Genomic DNA, 16,052 nt, shown 5'->3' with positions numbered 1-16,052 from the left:
AGCGGATATTTCCTCGGGGCAGGCATCGTCTGGGCTCCTCTCATGAAACCCATCTGACCTGCTGTCACCTTTCCCCGCATCTCGGGGGAACCTCAGACCGCGGAGGCGCCGTTGGAAGCCAGGTGCAGCGAGACCCCGGCCTGGCAGTTGGTGACCTTGCCCGCGGTGCCGGTGTACTGCCGGGTCACGCACGCCGACGCATCTCCGTCTTTGAGGAATCCTGTGTCATCGATGATCAACGCGGTGGGTTTGATGACCGGCTGCATGCGCCAGGCCAGACGGGCCCGCACATGCGCCGCATCCCACGGGCTGGAAGTGACGAAGTGGGCCAGGGCCTGCCGGTTCCCGTCCTCGCCCAGGCGGCCGGCCATCGGCTCCACCGACTTGCGCCCGCCGTCCAGCAGGCCCCGCAGATAGACCCCGCCCCACCGCCGCTGGTCCGCCCGCGCGAACGGCTCGAACATCTCCGCTGCGAAGTCCTCCAGATCACACCGGACCGCAGCCAACTCCTCACTCAGCACACACGGTCAACGAAACGACCGATCAAGAGGACACGCCATCACGGACCGCACATGACCAAGCCCTACTAGCTGGCCGAAAACCTGAACATGGGCGGCATCGCGGCCTTGATCGTATCTGTCGGCGACGCGTTCGACAACGCCCTGATGGAGAGCGCAATCGCCTGTTCAAAGCCGAATTGATCAAGCCGCAGAGGCATTGGAAGACCCTCTACCAGGTCGAGCCGGTTACCACCGAGTGGGCCAGCTGGTACTGCGGCCGCCGACTCCACGGTGAGATGGTCCACGTCCCACCTGCGAGACCAACTACTACTTGACAACCATGAAACCCCAGGTCACAAGCACCAGTTGAGATCTCTACCGAACCCGAGGCAGTTCAGCCAGGAGCGAGTTTCGGTCAGGCTTCCTCATCTCACCACTAATGGTCTCCACCACGGTTAGTGTGCGACTGAATTCAAAGCCGTGATGAGCGCGGCACGAGCCTGGGGGGGTTCTGTGGTAGTTACACGCCTGAGACGATTTCGAATATTGATCTGCCTGCTCTGGGCATGGAGTTTGCTCTTGACGGGAATTGCCGTCGCAGCCCCAGGTGAGGCCACTGCGCACTCAGCGCAGAAGCCTGGTGAAGCCGCCCGCGCCACTATGGCGAATATATCACCTGCTGCTGGATTATCGAATCAGAAGGCGATGACGATTCCCGAGAGGAGGGCTCAAATCCAAAAGCTGCGACTCAAAAGTCGGACAGATAAGAGCACCCACTCCTTCGTGAAACTAAAAAGCGGACCGGTGGCAAATTCTCTCGAAAGTGAAAAGAGTGCAGCCGATGGCATGGCAGCAAATGTTGCACCACCCGCACCCACGAACCTTCACTTCTGGTTGAATCCCCTGGATGACGGGACTGTGGGTCTCGATTTGATTTTCGATGCACCGGCAATGGCAGCTGTCCACGTTTCCTGGTATAAAGATGGCGTAAATTTCGTAAATGTTTGCAGCGCTTCCACGTCTGCGTCGCCGGGTGGAAAGGTCGGCTTCTGGGGTGCCCCTCTAAGCGGAGCCCCCACCCCAATGGGCCCAGAGTACTACGCAAAGATTGCAATCTCCACAACGCCAGCTCCGGAACACCGAGAGACAGAGGATTGGTCGTGTTCCTCCGGCTGGAGCACCGAGGTAACTTCGCCTGTAGGGGTTATTCGAGGTATTTCCGCAGAGCAAACCTATGGTGCTGGGTGCGACAACAATTCAGCTGCTTCTGCACGTTGCCAGGCAACACGGAGCGCAGGAATTAATACTGCTACGGGAGCATTCTCGCAGCATGAAGTAGATGCATCGATAGATGGCGCGCTGCCCTTGAGCCTGGAAAGAAATTATTCTTCCAATAACCAGTCGAGCGCGTCTCTAGGGAAGGGTTGGGCGGCATCCTGGGATGCGCGACTTGAAGCGGACCCCAATGGGGATATGAGGTTCATCGGTGAAGATGGCTCTTCATACTCTTTCTCGAAACGCACGGACGGGACATTCTCGAATCCGCTCATCGGTAATTCTCGCCTAAGTAAAGCCGCTTCAGGTTTCGAACTGCGAAATAAATCGAACATCACTTTGCAGTTCAATGAAGCGGGGAGGCTACTCAAAAAAGTTGACGGACAGGGGCGTGCCACTACTTACGCATACACAAGTGGCACACTCGACAGTGTCACATCTGATACTGGGCGCAGGATCACTTTCAGCTATTCAGAAGGTAAGACAGCAAGGGTTACCTTGCCAGACGGTCGCAGAATAGAGTACGGGTACGTCGGGTCGCAGCTGAATAGCGTTTCCATGGACGGCGAAACCGTCAGATACACGTACGACGCAGGAAATCGACTTGAAAAGATATATGACCAACGAAATAACGAGGCCGTCAATAATACGTACGATGCTGCAGGAAGGGTTTCTTCCCAGGATACGGCAGCACGCGGAACCACAAAATTCGCTTACGATGAGGGGGTAACCCATGTAACGCGCGCGGATGGCGGGGTTTGGAGCGACCTCTACGTCCAAAACGTGCTTACAGCTAGCCTTGATCCCTTCGGAAACAAAGTCACATTCGAATATGATGAAAATTTCAATCAGACGGAGATGATTGACCAGCTAGGGAGAATTTTTAGGACAGAATACAACACCGCAGGACAGGTGACTCGACAAAGCAGTCCCCAATCAAGTCGCTCATGGAACTATGAAAATCCTGGCGACCTGTCTTCGTACACGAATGGAAATGGGAAGATCAAGATCTTCCTGTATGACTCTTCGCGACGCCTCAAATCAGTTAGGAGCATATCAGGCAACGCAAAGACCTACAGCTACACCAGCACTGGGTTACTCGAATCATTCACTGACTCGCGCGGGAAGATCACAAAATTCAGTTATGACACTGCGGGAAATCAGACGTCGATAACATATCCCGACGGATCCCAAAGTACACGGAAATTCGATGAAGCTGGTCGCGTCAAGAGCGAAACGGATCCCCGCGGCAATACGGCAGGTATAGACCCGGCGAAGTACACGACAACGTACGAGTATGACGATGGTGGTCGGCTGCTGTCGATGACGGACGCGAATGGGAATGCGACCCGCCGTGCTTACGACGCCGCCGGTAACTTGGCGACAATCACAGATGCTGCTGACAAGACTACGGCGTTTACCTACGACACTGCGAACCGGATAACAGAAACAAAAGACCCTGCAGGCCGTATTTCAAAGGTGGAATACGACGCCGTGGGAAATGTCGCCTCACGCACTGATACCTCCGGCGCAGAAACGACCTACACCTACGACAAGGCTAACCGCCTTGTGGCGATGACGACGCCGCGTGGAAATGTCGACGGCGCCAATGCCGCGGCCTACATGTGGACGTACGGCTACGACAAGGTCGGAAACCAGACCGCAGTCACCGACCCCACTGGCAAGACCACCAAAACCGAATACGATGCGGAAAACCGTCCGATCAAGGTCACCGACCCACTGGGGCACTTCACAAAGACCAGCTACGACGGTGAAGGCAACGTCCTCACCACCACTGATGAGCTCGGCAAGGTCACCACCAACACCTACGACGACGACGACCGTCTGTCCTCGGTCGCGGACCGCGGCAGCAAGCCCTTCAGCTACGGCTACGACGCAGACGGCAACCTGACATCCGAGACCAGCCCGCTCGGCTTCAAAACGACCTACGGCTACGACGACAACGGACGACTGACTGACCGGGTCGAGCCCCGGGGCAACGTGACAGGTGCTGATCCGGCCGAGTACACCTGGCACACCAGTTACGACGCCGCCGGGAACGTCACCAGCCAGAAGGACCCGTTGGGCAACGAGGCGACCACCACCTACGATGCCGTCAACAACGTGACGGCGAGTACCGACCGGCGCGGCAAGAAGACCCAGTACGAATACGACGCACTGGACCGGTTGAAGAAGGTCACCGCCCCTGACGGCGGCACCACCCTCGTCGACTACGACGAGGCCGGCCGGATGTCCAAGCGGACCAATGCCAACCAGCACGCCACCATCTACGAGTACGACAGCTCAGGCCGCCTCACCAAAATCACCGACCCGCTGCAGCGGGCCACCTCGTACGAGTACGACGCGGACGGCAACCGCACGAAGGTCACCAACGCCCGCGGGCAGACCATTACCACCACATACGACGCGCGGAACCTGCCCGGAACGACCACCTACTCCGATGGCACACCGCAGGTCACCTACACCTACTACGACGACACCCGCCCCAAGACGGTCACCGACGGCACCGGCACCCGGACCGTCACCTACGACCTCGCAGGACGACCGCTCACCATCACCCAGCCCGGCCTGACCACCCCCTTCACTTACACCTACAACCCCAACGGCACCATCGCCAGCCGCACCTACCCCGACAGCTACACCACCGCCTACAAGTACGACGACGACGGCCGGCCCAGTACCCAGACCACCAGTGGCAAGACCACCACCTACAGCTGGGACGAAGCCGGCAACCTCACCTCCACCAAACTTCCCAGCACCACACCCCTGTTCGAGAACCGCACCTACGACCGGGCCGGACAACTCGCCTCCCTCTCGGAGAAGACCGGCACCCGGCAATTCACCCGGGATCCCGACGGCCGAGTTCTCACCGACACGTACAAAGACGCCAGCACCACCGGCCTGCCCAGCCGCTACGTGTACGACGACGCCGGACGAATGACCCGGGCCTGCACCGACACGGCGACCACCAACCCCTGCACAGCCAGCACCGACGGGGACACCTACCACTACGACAAGGCCGGCAACCTCACCTCGTCCTCAACCGGCACCACGACCCGCACCAACACCCATGACGCGGCGGACCAGCTGACGAAGGCCGTTGAAGGCACCACAACCACGGACTTCACCTACGACGCGGACGGCAACCTCACCAAAGACGCCACCGGCACCTACGCCTACGACGCAGTAGGCCGGGCCAAGTCCGCCACCATCGGCGCCGACACCCTCACCTTCGTCTACGACGCCGACGGCAACCGAACCCTCGTCAACAAGAACGGCACCCTCGACCGGACCACCCGCTGGGACATCAACAACCCCCTCGCACAGATAGCCACCGAAACCAGCGGCACCGACGGCCTGATCGCCGACTACGAGTACAACGCCACCGGGACCGTACAGGCCCAGAACCGCACCGCCGGATCCTTCTACATGCTGCACGACCGCCAGGACTCCGTCCGCGCCGTGCACGACAGCACCGGCACAGAGGTCTACGCCTACACCTACGACCCCTGGGGCGTCTCCACCGGCACCGCCAGCACCACCAACGGCCAAACCAGCGTCTTCGGCTACACCGGCCAGTACAAAGACCCCTACCTCAGCGGCCGACTCAACCTACGCGACCGCACCTACGACCCCGCCAACCAACGCTTCACCACCACCGACCCAGAACCCCCCACAACCGGAACGCCCAACTCCTCACCGTACGCCTACGCCAACAACGACCCCGCCAACCAAGCCGACCCCTCCGGCCGCTGCCCCCTGTGCGTCTCGGCGGGAATCGGCGCCGTCATCGGAGCCGCGGTCGAAGGCGGCATCTACAGTTGGCAGCACCGCAACGACGGACAGTTCTCCTGGACCGGCTTCGGTAAAGCCGCCGGCGAAGGAGCCGCCACCGGTGCCGTCGCGGGCCTGCTCATGCCCGGTGCCGGCAATGCAGTCGCCCGCGGGCTGGGCATGTCCGGATGGCGCGGCATCGCAGCCTCCGCAACGGTCAACGCCGGCGTAGGCGCTGGATTCTCCTGGGCCATCAACGAAACCCACTGCCGCCCCACCGACCCCTGGGACCTTCTCTGGGGCGCCGCAGGCGGCGCAACCAGCAGCCTCATCGGTCCAGCCTTCAACTGGGCACGTGGGAAGTTCAGCCCGCAGCAAGTTGGGAATCTGCGATTCGGTCCGGGTGGCGGAGGGGTGACCCTGGGATACGGTGGTATCCCGTATAAAACCCCTATAACTCCCCGACTCAAATCACTGGTCAATCCTCAAGGCAGCGAAACTAACTGCCGCGCCTGCGCAGTGGCCGTCGATCACCTGCTGCGTGACGGTACAGTTTCTGTGGCCCCTGGGAGCCTTAAGGCAGGATCGGTGGCGCCAATTGAGCAATTGTATGGGCGAACATTCCAGGCGTCTACCGTATCTGGAATTGTCAAGGAGATGAAGGAGGCCGGGCACGGCGCGAGAGGGATTGTCTATGGAGGTCGAGGACGCAACGCGCATGTTTTCAACGTGGTAAACATCAAGGGAGATGTGATTTTCTTGGACGGCCAGCAGGGGCAGGCTAAGCTCAACTGGAGAAACTATTCACTTCTAAGGACGAATTGATGCTGAGCATAGAAGAGGCTTCCAGGCTGGCAGCGGAATTCTTGAAAGAGACCGTGAGTAGCGAGTCCATGCCGATGGCTCTCATGGAAGGTGAACACGCTCACGTAGGAAGTGAAATTATGTTCGATTGCCAGTCGGTTGCCTTTATCCGCAGCGGCGACCCTCGCGATATGGCAATTGGAATCGGCTACGTGGCCGTAAACGCAGAGACCGGGGAGTGTCGGTTGCTCGGCGCTGTGGAAGCGGCCGACCTCGATCTGTTCTGACGGAACAGAACCCTGCTCCCCATCACCACGCCGGGGAGCAGGGCAACTGCGCGAGCCCCAAAGCGGACTGTTCCGCTTCACGAGGACTGCCCCGGAGCGCACTGCCGAGTGCCTGCTCACGGCGAGGCTGAAGCAGCTGCGCGAGCAACAAGGCTGCGTGCACCGAGCAGGCCGCAACCGTGCCCTGGGCGAACCAGCTCCCCGAGCAAGCTCGCCGCCCCGCCCTCGATGGCGACACAGCTGGGGCGGTGATGCTCAGCGCGAGCGAGGCCATGCACGGCGCTGCGGCACTGCTGGGCGGTCAGCCGCACCTGCGGGTCCACGAGGCTGTCACCACCGAAGACATGCCTGTACAGCCTCCTCGGCCGGCTCACCCGCCGCGGCGAGAAGAGGGTGTGCGCGCTGTACCCGACGGCCGCCGTCCGCGACCAGTGCGCCGATGCCTTCCCCCGCCTGCCCGGCTACGTGCGGGCCTTCGCGATCGACGCCTGCGCCGGGCCGGACGTACCCTGCGAGCCCATGACAACTACCTCCGGCCCTGGTTGTCGAGGCGGCAGCGGGCGGTCAGGCCCGGGTCGACTTCGGGGTGCGTGAACCGCACGGGCTTGCCCAGCGACCGGGCGTAGGCGATTTCGGCTCGGGTGCTGTCTCCGATGTAGTCGCCGACGACGAGCACCTCATCAGCGAGCCGGATCTTCGCCCGGTGCAGATCGTCGAGTCGAGCCTTCAGCGCCTCGGCCTCGGCAGGATCGGCCCACAGTTCGTGCGGCGACTTCATGTCACAGCCCGGTTTGACGACAATCTTTCCGGCTTTGGTCTCCCGCAGATCGGCCTCGTTCATCTCGGTCATGAAGCGGGTGGAGCCGCAGATCACGACGATACGCGGGAGGCTCAACAGCTTCTTCGCGTCGGTGAGCCTCTCCTCGAGGGTGAGCAGTTGCGGGTATGACACTGGTTCCTCCTGGTGGTGTGGTCCAAGGGGTGCTCGGCTGTCGCCGCTCGGCAGGTGGAGCCGACGCGTGCCCGAGTCGGCCGTCCCGCTGCGGCGGTGCCGTCTCGCCCGGGGTGGGTAGAAGGCTCAGGGCTGTAGTGCTGCCTCGCGGAACTCCGGAGGCGCCTCGATCTTCCTCCACCAGGGCCCACTCGCCGTTCGGTGCGGAGTACGGCGTGCTGGGCGGCACGGACATCCATACGGAGCCGTCGTCGATGAGGAGCAGGCCCTGGGCATGCAGGGAGTGGACATGGCCGACGGAATACCGAGCACGTCCCTTCGGTGGCGGGCAAGGTGATCAAGCTGCGTCAAGGTTGATGAGGGATGGGACGGCCGTGGTGGCGCCGTTACGGGAGGCTTGCAGGGAGGCGTGGGCGGCGAGGACGGCGTGCAGGCCGTCGTGGAGGGTCGCGTTGCGGTGGCTGTGGCCGAGGAGCATGTCGCGGAAGGCTTCGTGCTCGGCGACGAGGGGTTCTTGTTTGGGGACTGCGTAGCGGGTGACGTCGCCTTCGGTGACGCCGCGGAATGCGGCGAGGGCCTCCCGCTGGGTGCGGGTGGAGCCGTTGGCCCAGTAGGTGAGGTCGGCGGTGAGGGTGTCGGCGACGAGGATGCCGTGGTCGCCGGTTACGACGGTGGTCCGTTCCTTGAGCGGGGAGACCCAGTTGACCTGGTGGTGGGTGATGGTGCCGTCGGTCAGCTGGCCGAGGGCCGCGAGGAGGTCTTCGTGGGGCCGGCCGCTGCGGTGGGCGGTGCGTGCGGCGATCGAGGTGGCGGATGCGCACGGACCGTGTGATGCGCAAGCCGGTCCCGGTGCCGTGGGTCTCACCGCCGCAGGGCGGACGCCCGCCCAAGCACGGCAAGGAGTTCCGCTTCGCCAAGGCCGACACCTGGGGCGAGCCCGACGCCGCGACCGTGCAGGTCACCGACCGCTACGGCACCGCTCGCGCGACGGCCTGGGACCGTATCCATCCTCGTCTGACCACCCGCTCCGCGTGGATCGACCACACCGGCGAACTGCCCGTCATCGAGGGCACGTTGATCCGCCTGGAGGTCGACCGCCTACCCGGCGGCCACGATCCGCTCCCCGTCTGGCTGTGGACGTCGGCCACCGGCCTGCCGGGCGAGTGCGTCGACCTGCGCTGGCAGGCGTTCCTACGCAGATTCGACCTGGAACACACCTTCCGGATGATCAAGCAGACGCTGGGCTGGACCCGCCCGAAGCTCCGCACCCCCGAGGCGGCGGACCGGTGGACATGGCTCATCGTCGCGGCACACACGCAACTACGCCTCGCCCGGCCGCTGGCCGCGGACCTCCGCCGTCCCTGGGAGAAACCGGCCGAACCCGGCCGGCTCACCCCCGCCCGGGTCCGCCGGGGGTTCAGAAACCTGCGCCCGAACCTGTCCTGCCCGGCGCGTGCACCCAAACCCAACCGGCCGGGCCCCGGCAGGCCACTCGGCTCGAAGAACCGGCACCCTGCCACCCGCTACGACGTGGGCAAGACCACCAGACGCCCCGAAAGCATCACCAAACGCGATCAGCTCAGAGGCGGATCACGACTTCAGAATGGAGCGGCCAGCCCGGCCTCGCGCAATCGAAGCAGCGCCCTGCCCATGCACTCGGCGACCGAGGCCCCGTCGGCCCTCATCCCACCGTCCAGCGGTCCACCAGAAGCGGCAAATGTCCATGCCGGCTGACCGTCGCGCATGCGCTCCGCGTCGACCCGAATCATGGCACCGACCCCCTGCTCGCCAAGCCACTCCAGGATGGACAGCGTCACGTCCTCGACGCCGCTGTCCAGGTCCACCTTGGGCCGCCGCCTCATCCCCTTGGCCATGGCCACAACCCTACTCAGCGTCTGATCGGGTCGCGTCACCCACTCTCAAAACGGCTCGGACCATAAAGAACAAGCTGACCTGCTGTCACCTTTCCCCGCATCTCGGGGGAACCTCAGACCACGAGCAGCCATGACGAACTACTCGCGCTCTTTCCGCCCATCGGTTCACAGATCGATGCAGTGATCCAGCAAATCCACCGCTGGCATCCGCCGGTATCAGTGCGGCTCGCCATCCGACCTGCAGACCTGGAGTCGCTAGCCTGGCGCTGCGACTTCTGTGGTGAACGAATCACGTTGAGCCCAGGTGGAGACGCCCTCGTCCTGGATTCGCGCAGCAGCGACGGTCCAGGAAGCCACACCATCATCTCCCACCGGCACTGCCTGGCCGAGCGAATCCGACCGGAGAACGCTGGAGAGCGGGCGCGAGCATTGAAGATCGGGAAGATGTGCTGAGGTCGTGAGGCCCGCGCCTACCGGCATGGCTGAGCTCGACAGCTCATTCGGCGGGTACCAACCGAGAAGTGACCAGGCCGAAGCTGATGGCGCCGCTCCAGATGATCGACGGCATGCGGGCCTCCCGCAGGTGCAGCCTTTCCAGGTACTTCGATCCTGGTGCCGGCACGGCACTGCCGCATCCTCACGGCCTTCACGGGGCTGCAAGGGCGGCGGCCGGGGACCGAGAGACGCGCGTCGACGCACAGAATACGGGTACGGGTACGTACCCGTATTCTGTGCGGGTGGGAAGGAGTACCGCCAATGTCTGATGCCAATGTCCGTATCCCTGAGGAGGCGAAGGATCGGCTGGCCGCGATCGCGGCCGCCGAGGGCCTGTCGCTGCGCGCCTATCTCGCGCGTCTGGCCGAGACCATGCTCACTCCGGCCGAGCGTGCCGAGCGTGCGGAGAAGGCCCGCGCGGCGCTGAAGGCGTGGACGGGTTATGCCCCTACCCGCTCCGAGCAGGACGACCTGGACAGTGAGCTGGACCGGCGTCTGGCCCGGGTGACGGCCCGGTGAGCGACGCCCTGCACATCGTTCTGGACGACACCGCGATGGCCGCGGCCGGCCAGGGCAACGTCCTTGCTTCCCGGCTCATCCACCGTGCCCACGCCGAGCCCGGGTGGTTCCTCTACGCCCCGGCGTGTGCGCTCGTCGAGGCCGACCGGGCCCGGCCCGGCACGGCGGAGCATCTGGCCGCCCTGCCCGGCATCACGGTCCTGGACCTGGACCTGTCGGCCGCCCTGGCCGTCGCGCAACAGGAGAGCTGGGCCGCGGCACACAGCCAGTACGCGGCCCAGCCCACCCCCGACCGCCCCGACGGTGCGGTCATCGCGACGACCGCACCGAAGCGGTGGGAAGGCGAACCCGTCCGCGTCCTCGACCTCAACTCCTGAACCGTGGTCAGGCCCAGCGGGTAGAGCAGCGCTTCCAGGGCAGTGGACTTGCCCGCCCCGGAATGGCCCACGAGGAAGGCCACCAGGCCCGTGCCGAGCGCGGCCAGCCCGGCGCATCGGACCGTGCCCGGCACACGAACGCGGCGTAACCTCCGGCGCAGACCATCCCATTCCTGGCGTCATCCGACCGAAGACGGCCAGCTACTCTTTCTCGCCCTCGACGCCGTCCGGTTCACCGGTGCCGCGGCTGGGCCCGGCCTGCGGCTCATCCGCACCCGCCGGGCCCGGGACATCGGGGTCCCCGGACGGCGCTCCGCCCTCGGCCGGAACGCGGTCGTCCAGCGTGATGGTGACGGGGCGGCCCACCGTGGACAGGTCGGACAGGCTCTCCTGGACCCGCTCGTAGAGCGCGGTGGCCAGCTCCTGGTCGCCGTCCCCCTCGACCGCAGTCTCCCTGACCGAGTACAGAGCGATCAGCAGAGCAATCAGCGATCGCCCGGACAGCGCCGCACGGACCCGCTCTTCACCCTGGTCGAGAACCTGCGCCGGCGCCCGGAAGTGCGGCTGCCGTCCCGCGTGGGCCGTGATGAACTCCCACGCGTCCCGATGACACAGCACCGTCGCCGACGACACCCGGGCCGCCTCCCGCAGCAGCGCCCTGTGCACCTCGGTCACCTTGACCGCCTCTGGCTCCGTGGCCGCCTTCTGCTGCGCCTCCGCCCGCCACTTGGCCGCCTCCTCACGAAGAGCAGCGAGTCCGGCACGCGATTCCTCCCGTGCCGCCTCCAACTGCCCGCGCAGCACACCGACCGCCCCGCCCAGCTGCGCCCGCACGTCGTCACGGACACCGGTCAGCGACGCGAGGGACTGTTTCTCCAGGGCGGGTCGCAGCGTCGCGAGCTCCTCGGTCATAGCCTCGCGGACGGCGCGCTGGATCTCCTCCACCGGTACCACCGGATTGTTCGCGTCGCCCGTGTCGTTGCCGTTGCGCTGTTCCGGGACCGTGGCGGTCGCGGTGCTCTGCGGCGTGGTGTTCTGGGCGACCACGGCCACGGCCGCCGGGGCCGGTCCGGCTGTGGCGGTGAGGGAGCCGGTGGTCTCCGGCGGCGGAGCCTCGTACACAAACGTCCCGGACCCGTCGGCGGTGAAGGGAGCTGTCGGCTCAGCCGGGCCGGGTGGGGTAAGAGCTTCGACTGCTTCCCGCACCTCGCGCATCTCGTCCCGGAGCTCGGCGACGGCCCGATGTACCTCCGCGTTCAGCATCTCCCCGCCGGCTGTCAGCCGGTCCCGGGCCTCCCGCAGGTTTGTGCGCATCCGGCTGAGCTCGTCGACCACGGCCTGTTTCGTGGTCTCCTGGGCGGCCTGCCCGCTCGCTTCCAGCTTCTCGATGCCCTTGCCGATCGCGTCCCGCAGATCGGTCCCCGTGCTTGTCACGGCGGTGTGCAGCATCGTCAGCGTGCCGGTGTAGTCGGTTTCCTTCGGCCGTACCATCTGCCCCCCAGTGGTTGCATGCAGTAGTTGTGTGAGTTCAATGCGCATGCTGCCCAACTCCGTTGACGGCTACGGGCGATACGGAAGAACTCGTTCCCCGGGTGGCACCATCCGGCCAACAGTGCCGCAAAACAGCCGATCAAGGATGAAGGACGGCGAGCAAGGGCAGCGCACGCAGCCATGCTGACCGCGCGGGCGGAGTGTCACCCGCGCGGTCTGGGGTTGCCGGTTCATGCGGTGGGGTGGGGGCGGGGGGTGGTCCTGTACCAGGCGGTGGCAGCCTCGATGGGGGTGGGCAGGAAGCGCCGCGGGGCGGTGGGGCGGCCGGTGGTGCTGAAGACCTTCCCGAAGGCGGCGATGAGGTCTTCGAGCCGGGTGGCGGTCCCCTGGGTAGCTGTCGGGGCGGGCGAAGGCATCGGTGGCTGCTTGGCGGCGGCCTGCTGCCAGAGAGGCTCGAAGTAGGAGCATTCTCCATCGAGGGTCTGGACGAGGGTCTGGACGTCTTCCCAGGTTCCGAGGGTGGTGCCGTTGAGTAGTGCGGCGATGTGGTCCTGGTGCAGGGCGTATCCGCTGGTGACGGATATCGACCAAAGGGCGGGGTTGCCTGCGCGCTGGCGGAGGTAGCGCAGGGCGCAGGCGAGGTTCTCGGGCGTGGCCTTGCGGCGGCGGGCGTCGGCGTCTTCCCAGACCTTTCTGAGGGCTTCGGGGTCGGCACCGCAGGCGTAGGCGATCGCTACCGTCGCCTCCCAGCTCGGGAACCGCTCGCCGTTCATCGTCCGCGACAGGAAGCTTGGGGAGAGCCTGGCCTTCTTGCTGAGCGTGCGCAGGCTGTGGCGGGAGGCACGCTGGAGGCTGCTCAGCACGCAGGCGAAGTCGGTCGGGTCGGGGGTGGTGGTTCTGTCCGATGGTTCTTCGACGATCGCCTCGGTGCGGGGGCCGTCGTCGGCAGGGGATGGCCGTACGGCCGGGAGGGGCGGGAGGGGGCCCGGCGGTGCGGAGGACGCCGGGGTGGTTCGCGGCGCTGGCCGGGCCGCGGGCCCCTTGGTGTGCGGGCGGGACAGCGACCGCTGCACGGCCGAGGGGTTGTATTTCTTGCGGGTGGTGTCCTTGTTCAGGCCGAGCATCTGGCTGATGTCCTCCCAGGACTTGCCTGCCTGCTTCGTGCGGCCCACCGTCGCCGGCACCAGTTGCTCGATGCGCCGCTGCAGGCTGAGCAGCCGCTCCAGCGGCTGCTCAGCTGGTAAGGAGGGGGAGGCCAGCTCGTGCTGAAGAGCGCGGATGTCCGCGCGGGCCGCCTCCAGTTCGCCGTGAAGGAAGTGGTCGAATACGGAGGTGTCGGGCGGTGGTGCCTTGTGTCGTTCGGCGTGGGCCGCCTGACGGCATTTCGTGCTGCAGTACTGCCCAGGCCGCCCGGTGTGCTTCGGCGTTCGGTCGCCACCACACCATTTACAGTTGTCTGACGAAAATGCGTTCCCCATGGTGCTGCTCTCTGCCAGGTCGGGCCCGGGCGACGAAAGGGGCTTCCGTCGCCCGGGTGGCGTGTTCAAAAGTGGTGCTGCCTGACCGTTTCGTAGGCGAGGCGGCCCGGATTCACGGCTGAGAGGCCGTCAGTCGGACGTCGGTCCGCTGCGGCTGCTCAGCCATACGACGAGCGCCCAGAGGGCCACCGGGGCCAGCACGAGGGCCAGGGCTGCGTATCCGGGCGAGCCGGGAACGATGAACACCGGTGGGAGAGCGATACCGGCGGCGGCGGAGGAACGACGGGCGGTGTTGCCTGCGAACTCCTCGTTGTTGACAGGCATGTTGTCGCCCGCAGCCAGTTTGTTACTGTCACCCCTGAGCCGATGCCAGGGGCGTTTGGCTCGGGAGTGATCCGGGGACGAAGGCATTGCGACCTCCTGGGTCGTCATCACATTGGGAGCGCGAACCCCTGGTCCGTGAGAAGAGCGGGGTTCGCGCTCCGTGAGCGTAGTGACACGCTCTGACCAATGCCATTCGGGCATTTGCTCCCATCTTCTATATAAGTCCGTCCTGATCGGACAGTTCCGTCGGCACTCAACGGGCAATCGGCACGCAATCTCGAAAAGAACACCCATACTGGGAGCGATCTTGGTATGACCGGCTGCTTAAGCCCCCAGGACGAGCGGGCGGCATCGCCCCGCACCCGTCAACCATGCCGATCGCGCCGCCGGACCCCGCGCCCACGACGCCCATCGCCGTCAACCTGGCCAGGGCGGAGACGACCGTGACTGGCACGCTGGCCGCGCCGACCACGTGGCGCCCGCTACGTGGTCGGCGCGGCCATCTGATCCAGACCGGAGGCGCCTCGAATCTTCTTCTCCACCAGGGCCCACTCACCGTTCGGTCCGGAGTACGGCGTGCTGGGCGGCACGGACGGCGATCCACATCCAAAGTCCCACACGCCAGGAGAAAGACGATCGAAGATCGGCCGGTGACCACACAGCACCACCCCCAAGCGCACCGCATCGCCCGGGCCGCCGCACTGCTCGCCGCCGCCTTCGCCCTGGCCGCCGGCTGCGACGGCGAGCCGCCAGCCGGGCATGAAAAGCGAATCAACAAAGCGGTAGGCGTGGCCTCCTTCAAGATCACCTGCACGCGTGACCTGTGGGATCGCACCAGCCACCCCGAGTACGGTGCCGAGTCGTTCGACGACGCCAAGCCGCGCAAGCTGGCGGGCGCGCAGGGCGAGCGTGGCCTCGTCGAGATCACCCTGACCGGCACCCAGCTCGTCGACTACCTCGACCAACTCGCGATGGACATCGGCGGCAGCCTCTTCGCGCGCGGCGAGGACAGGCCCATGGCTCAGCGCATGTACGCCGCGATCGCCCCCGTGGTCGACCGGATCCAGAAGGACACCCCGCCCACTGAGGTCCCGGTGGCCACCGTGGGCGACGCGATCGCTCCCGCCGGACCCGAAGCGTCGCCCACAGCCGGCATACGCACCTGACAGCCCTACAGGAGCAGGGCAAGTTGTCCTGGCAGCACCCTCCGCCCCGGGCCTGCGGTCGCCCCGTCAGCTCTCCGCCTGTGCCCCTGCGCCATGGCCGTACGCGCGAGGGGCGGGGTCCGGCGCCGCGGGGCGCTGGCCAAGGACTCCGCGGGCGCGCATGTCGGCGAGCGAGTCAAGTTCGGGGCGGTAGAGCGTGCCCCCGTCCAGATCCGCTTCGGCCGCATGGACCCGGGGATGAGCGGGGCCGGGGGCGGGGGTGTCCGTCGCAGCGGGGGAGCGGTGTTCGGCGGGGCCAGGCCCCAGCCGGCGGCGGGTCGTCATTCCCAGATCGTGCGGACACCGCGTGCGGCAGGGCCCTGCCGCAGGTCTGGCCCCGCTGCTAGTCCTCGTGACCGAAGCCCCGTAGCACCGGGGCGAGCTCGGCCGCCGCACCGCACCAGGTACACAGCCTGACTCCCGGCCGCTCCGCAGCGTCCAGCGCCCGGTCCAGGGACAGCACGGGCGCCCCGGGCGGGGCCTCGTCGCAGTCGACCGCATGCACCACCGCCTGGCCAGGCCGGCGGCCGCCGAGTTTCTGCAGCACCCAGCCCGACGGCCGCTGGTCGCAGGTGCCCCGGCCCCGCCAACGGGTCCTGGAAATCAGCCAATCGCCCACCTGCGCGCCGCACGGCGGGTGCAGGGTGCCCGCCACCTACGACTCGGACACGCGGGG

14 protein-coding genes and 2 pseudogenes are annotated in these 16,052 nt (G+C 65.6%); 6 read left to right on the top strand and 10 right to left on the bottom strand.

Annotation, left to right across the window (positions count from 1 at the left end; genetic code table 11):
* Nucleotides 1–98: 98 nt before the first annotated feature.
* A pseudogene (locus tag ACFC79_RS36095) lies at nt 99–464 on the bottom strand (transposase); the annotation flags it as partial.
* 122 nt (nt 465–586) lie between these two features.
* On the bottom strand, nt 587–805 hold the full coding sequence (locus tag ACFC79_RS36090) for a hypothetical protein (protein ID WP_376249211.1): 219 nt from the start codon (nt 803–805) through the stop codon (nt 587–589).
* Nucleotides 806–983: 178 nt separating this feature from the next.
* Here ACFC79_RS36090 and ACFC79_RS36085 point away from each other — a divergent pair, with 178 nt between their 5' ends.
* The gene (locus ACFC79_RS36085) at nt 984–6,395 is read left to right on the top strand and encodes a DUF6531 domain-containing protein (protein ID WP_376249210.1); all 5,412 of its coding nucleotides are present in this window, start codon (nt 984–986) and stop codon (nt 6,393–6,395) included.
* Complete coding sequence (locus ACFC79_RS36080) at nt 6,395–6,661, top strand: hypothetical protein (protein WP_376249209.1); 267 nt, start codon at nt 6,395–6,397, stop codon at nt 6,659–6,661. Before ACFC79_RS36085 ends, ACFC79_RS36080 begins: the two co-directional genes overlap by 1 nt.
* A 526-nt stretch (nt 6,662–7,187) precedes the next feature.
* Here the strand turns inward: ACFC79_RS36080 and ACFC79_RS36075 are convergent.
* On the bottom strand, nt 7,188–7,613 hold the full coding sequence (locus ACFC79_RS36075) for a hypothetical protein (RefSeq protein ID WP_376249207.1): 426 nt from the start codon (nt 7,611–7,613) through the stop codon (nt 7,188–7,190).
* A gap of 337 nt (nt 7,614–7,950) precedes the next feature.
* The gene (locus ACFC79_RS36070) at nt 7,951–8,478 is read right to left on the bottom strand and encodes a hypothetical protein (RefSeq protein WP_376249206.1); all 528 of its coding nucleotides are present in this window, start codon (nt 8,476–8,478) and stop codon (nt 7,951–7,953) included.
* On the opposite strand from ACFC79_RS36070, the pseudogene ACFC79_RS36065 reads away from it, so the two are divergent.
* Nucleotides 8,424–9,197, top strand: a pseudogene (locus ACFC79_RS36065) (transposase); the annotation flags it as partial. The gene ACFC79_RS36070 and the pseudogene ACFC79_RS36065 sit on opposite strands and share 55 nt — an antisense overlap.
* A gap of 786 nt (nt 9,198–9,983) precedes the next feature.
* Here the strand turns inward: ACFC79_RS36065 and ACFC79_RS36060 are convergent.
* The gene (locus ACFC79_RS36060) at nt 9,984–10,109 is read right to left on the bottom strand and encodes a hypothetical protein (protein ID WP_376249205.1); all 126 of its coding nucleotides are present in this window, start codon (nt 10,107–10,109) and stop codon (nt 9,984–9,986) included.
* Nucleotides 10,110–10,243: 134 nt separating this feature from the next.
* On the opposite strand from ACFC79_RS36060, the gene ACFC79_RS36055 reads away from it, so the two are divergent.
* Nucleotides 10,244–10,501, top strand: coding sequence for a hypothetical protein (locus ACFC79_RS36055; RefSeq protein ID WP_376249203.1), 258 nt, complete (start codon nt 10,244–10,246; stop codon nt 10,499–10,501).
* Nucleotides 10,498–10,878, top strand: coding sequence for a hypothetical protein (locus ACFC79_RS36050; RefSeq protein ID WP_376249202.1), 381 nt, complete (start codon nt 10,498–10,500; stop codon nt 10,876–10,878). The genes ACFC79_RS36055 and ACFC79_RS36050 overlap by 4 nt, the downstream gene beginning before the upstream one ends.
* 201 nt (nt 10,879–11,079) lie before the next feature.
* On the opposite strand, the gene ACFC79_RS36045 is transcribed toward ACFC79_RS36050, so the two are convergent.
* The 3 genes from ACFC79_RS36045 to ACFC79_RS36035 form a co-directional block, all read right to left on the bottom strand.
* Nucleotides 11,080–12,417, bottom strand: a complete 1,338-nt coding sequence (locus tag ACFC79_RS36045; RefSeq protein WP_376249200.1) for a hypothetical protein — start codon at nt 12,415–12,417, stop codon at nt 11,080–11,082.
* A 182-nt stretch (nt 12,418–12,599) separates the two neighbouring features.
* Complete coding sequence (locus ACFC79_RS36040) at nt 12,600–13,847, bottom strand: helix-turn-helix domain-containing protein (protein WP_376249199.1); 1,248 nt, start codon at nt 13,845–13,847, stop codon at nt 12,600–12,602.
* Nucleotides 13,848–13,976: 129 nt separating this feature from the next.
* Nucleotides 13,977–14,171 carry a hypothetical protein gene (locus ACFC79_RS36035; protein ID WP_376249197.1) on the bottom strand — a complete coding sequence of 65 codons (195 nt, stop codon included), beginning with the start codon at nt 14,169–14,171 and terminating at the stop codon, nt 13,977–13,979.
* 650 nt (nt 14,172–14,821) lie between these two features.
* Between ACFC79_RS36035 and ACFC79_RS36030 the strand changes: the two genes are divergently transcribed.
* A complete protein-coding gene (locus ACFC79_RS36030; protein ID WP_376249195.1) occupies nt 14,822–15,337 on the top strand; it encodes a hypothetical protein in 516 nt (171 codons plus the stop codon).
* 66 nt (nt 15,338–15,403) lie between these two features.
* Here ACFC79_RS36030 and ACFC79_RS36025 read toward each other — a convergent pair whose 3' ends face one another.
* Nucleotides 15,404–15,661: a hypothetical protein gene (locus ACFC79_RS36025; RefSeq protein ID WP_376249194.1), complete on the bottom strand. Its 258-nt coding sequence runs from the start codon at nt 15,659–15,661 to the stop codon at nt 15,404–15,406.
* A 58-nt stretch (nt 15,662–15,719) separates the two neighbouring features.
* Nucleotides 15,720–16,031, bottom strand: coding sequence for a DUF6233 domain-containing protein (locus ACFC79_RS36020; protein WP_376249192.1), 312 nt, complete (start codon nt 16,029–16,031; stop codon nt 15,720–15,722).
* Nucleotides 16,032–16,052 lie beyond the last annotated feature (21 nt).

The organism is Streptomyces sp. NPDC056061 (assembly GCF_042266885.1).
Taxonomy (GTDB): domain Bacteria; phylum Actinomycetota; class Actinomycetes; order Streptomycetales; family Streptomycetaceae; genus Streptomyces.
The sequence above is the reverse complement of the archived record's forward strand: the minus strand, read 5'-3'. Positions and strand labels throughout refer to the sequence as shown.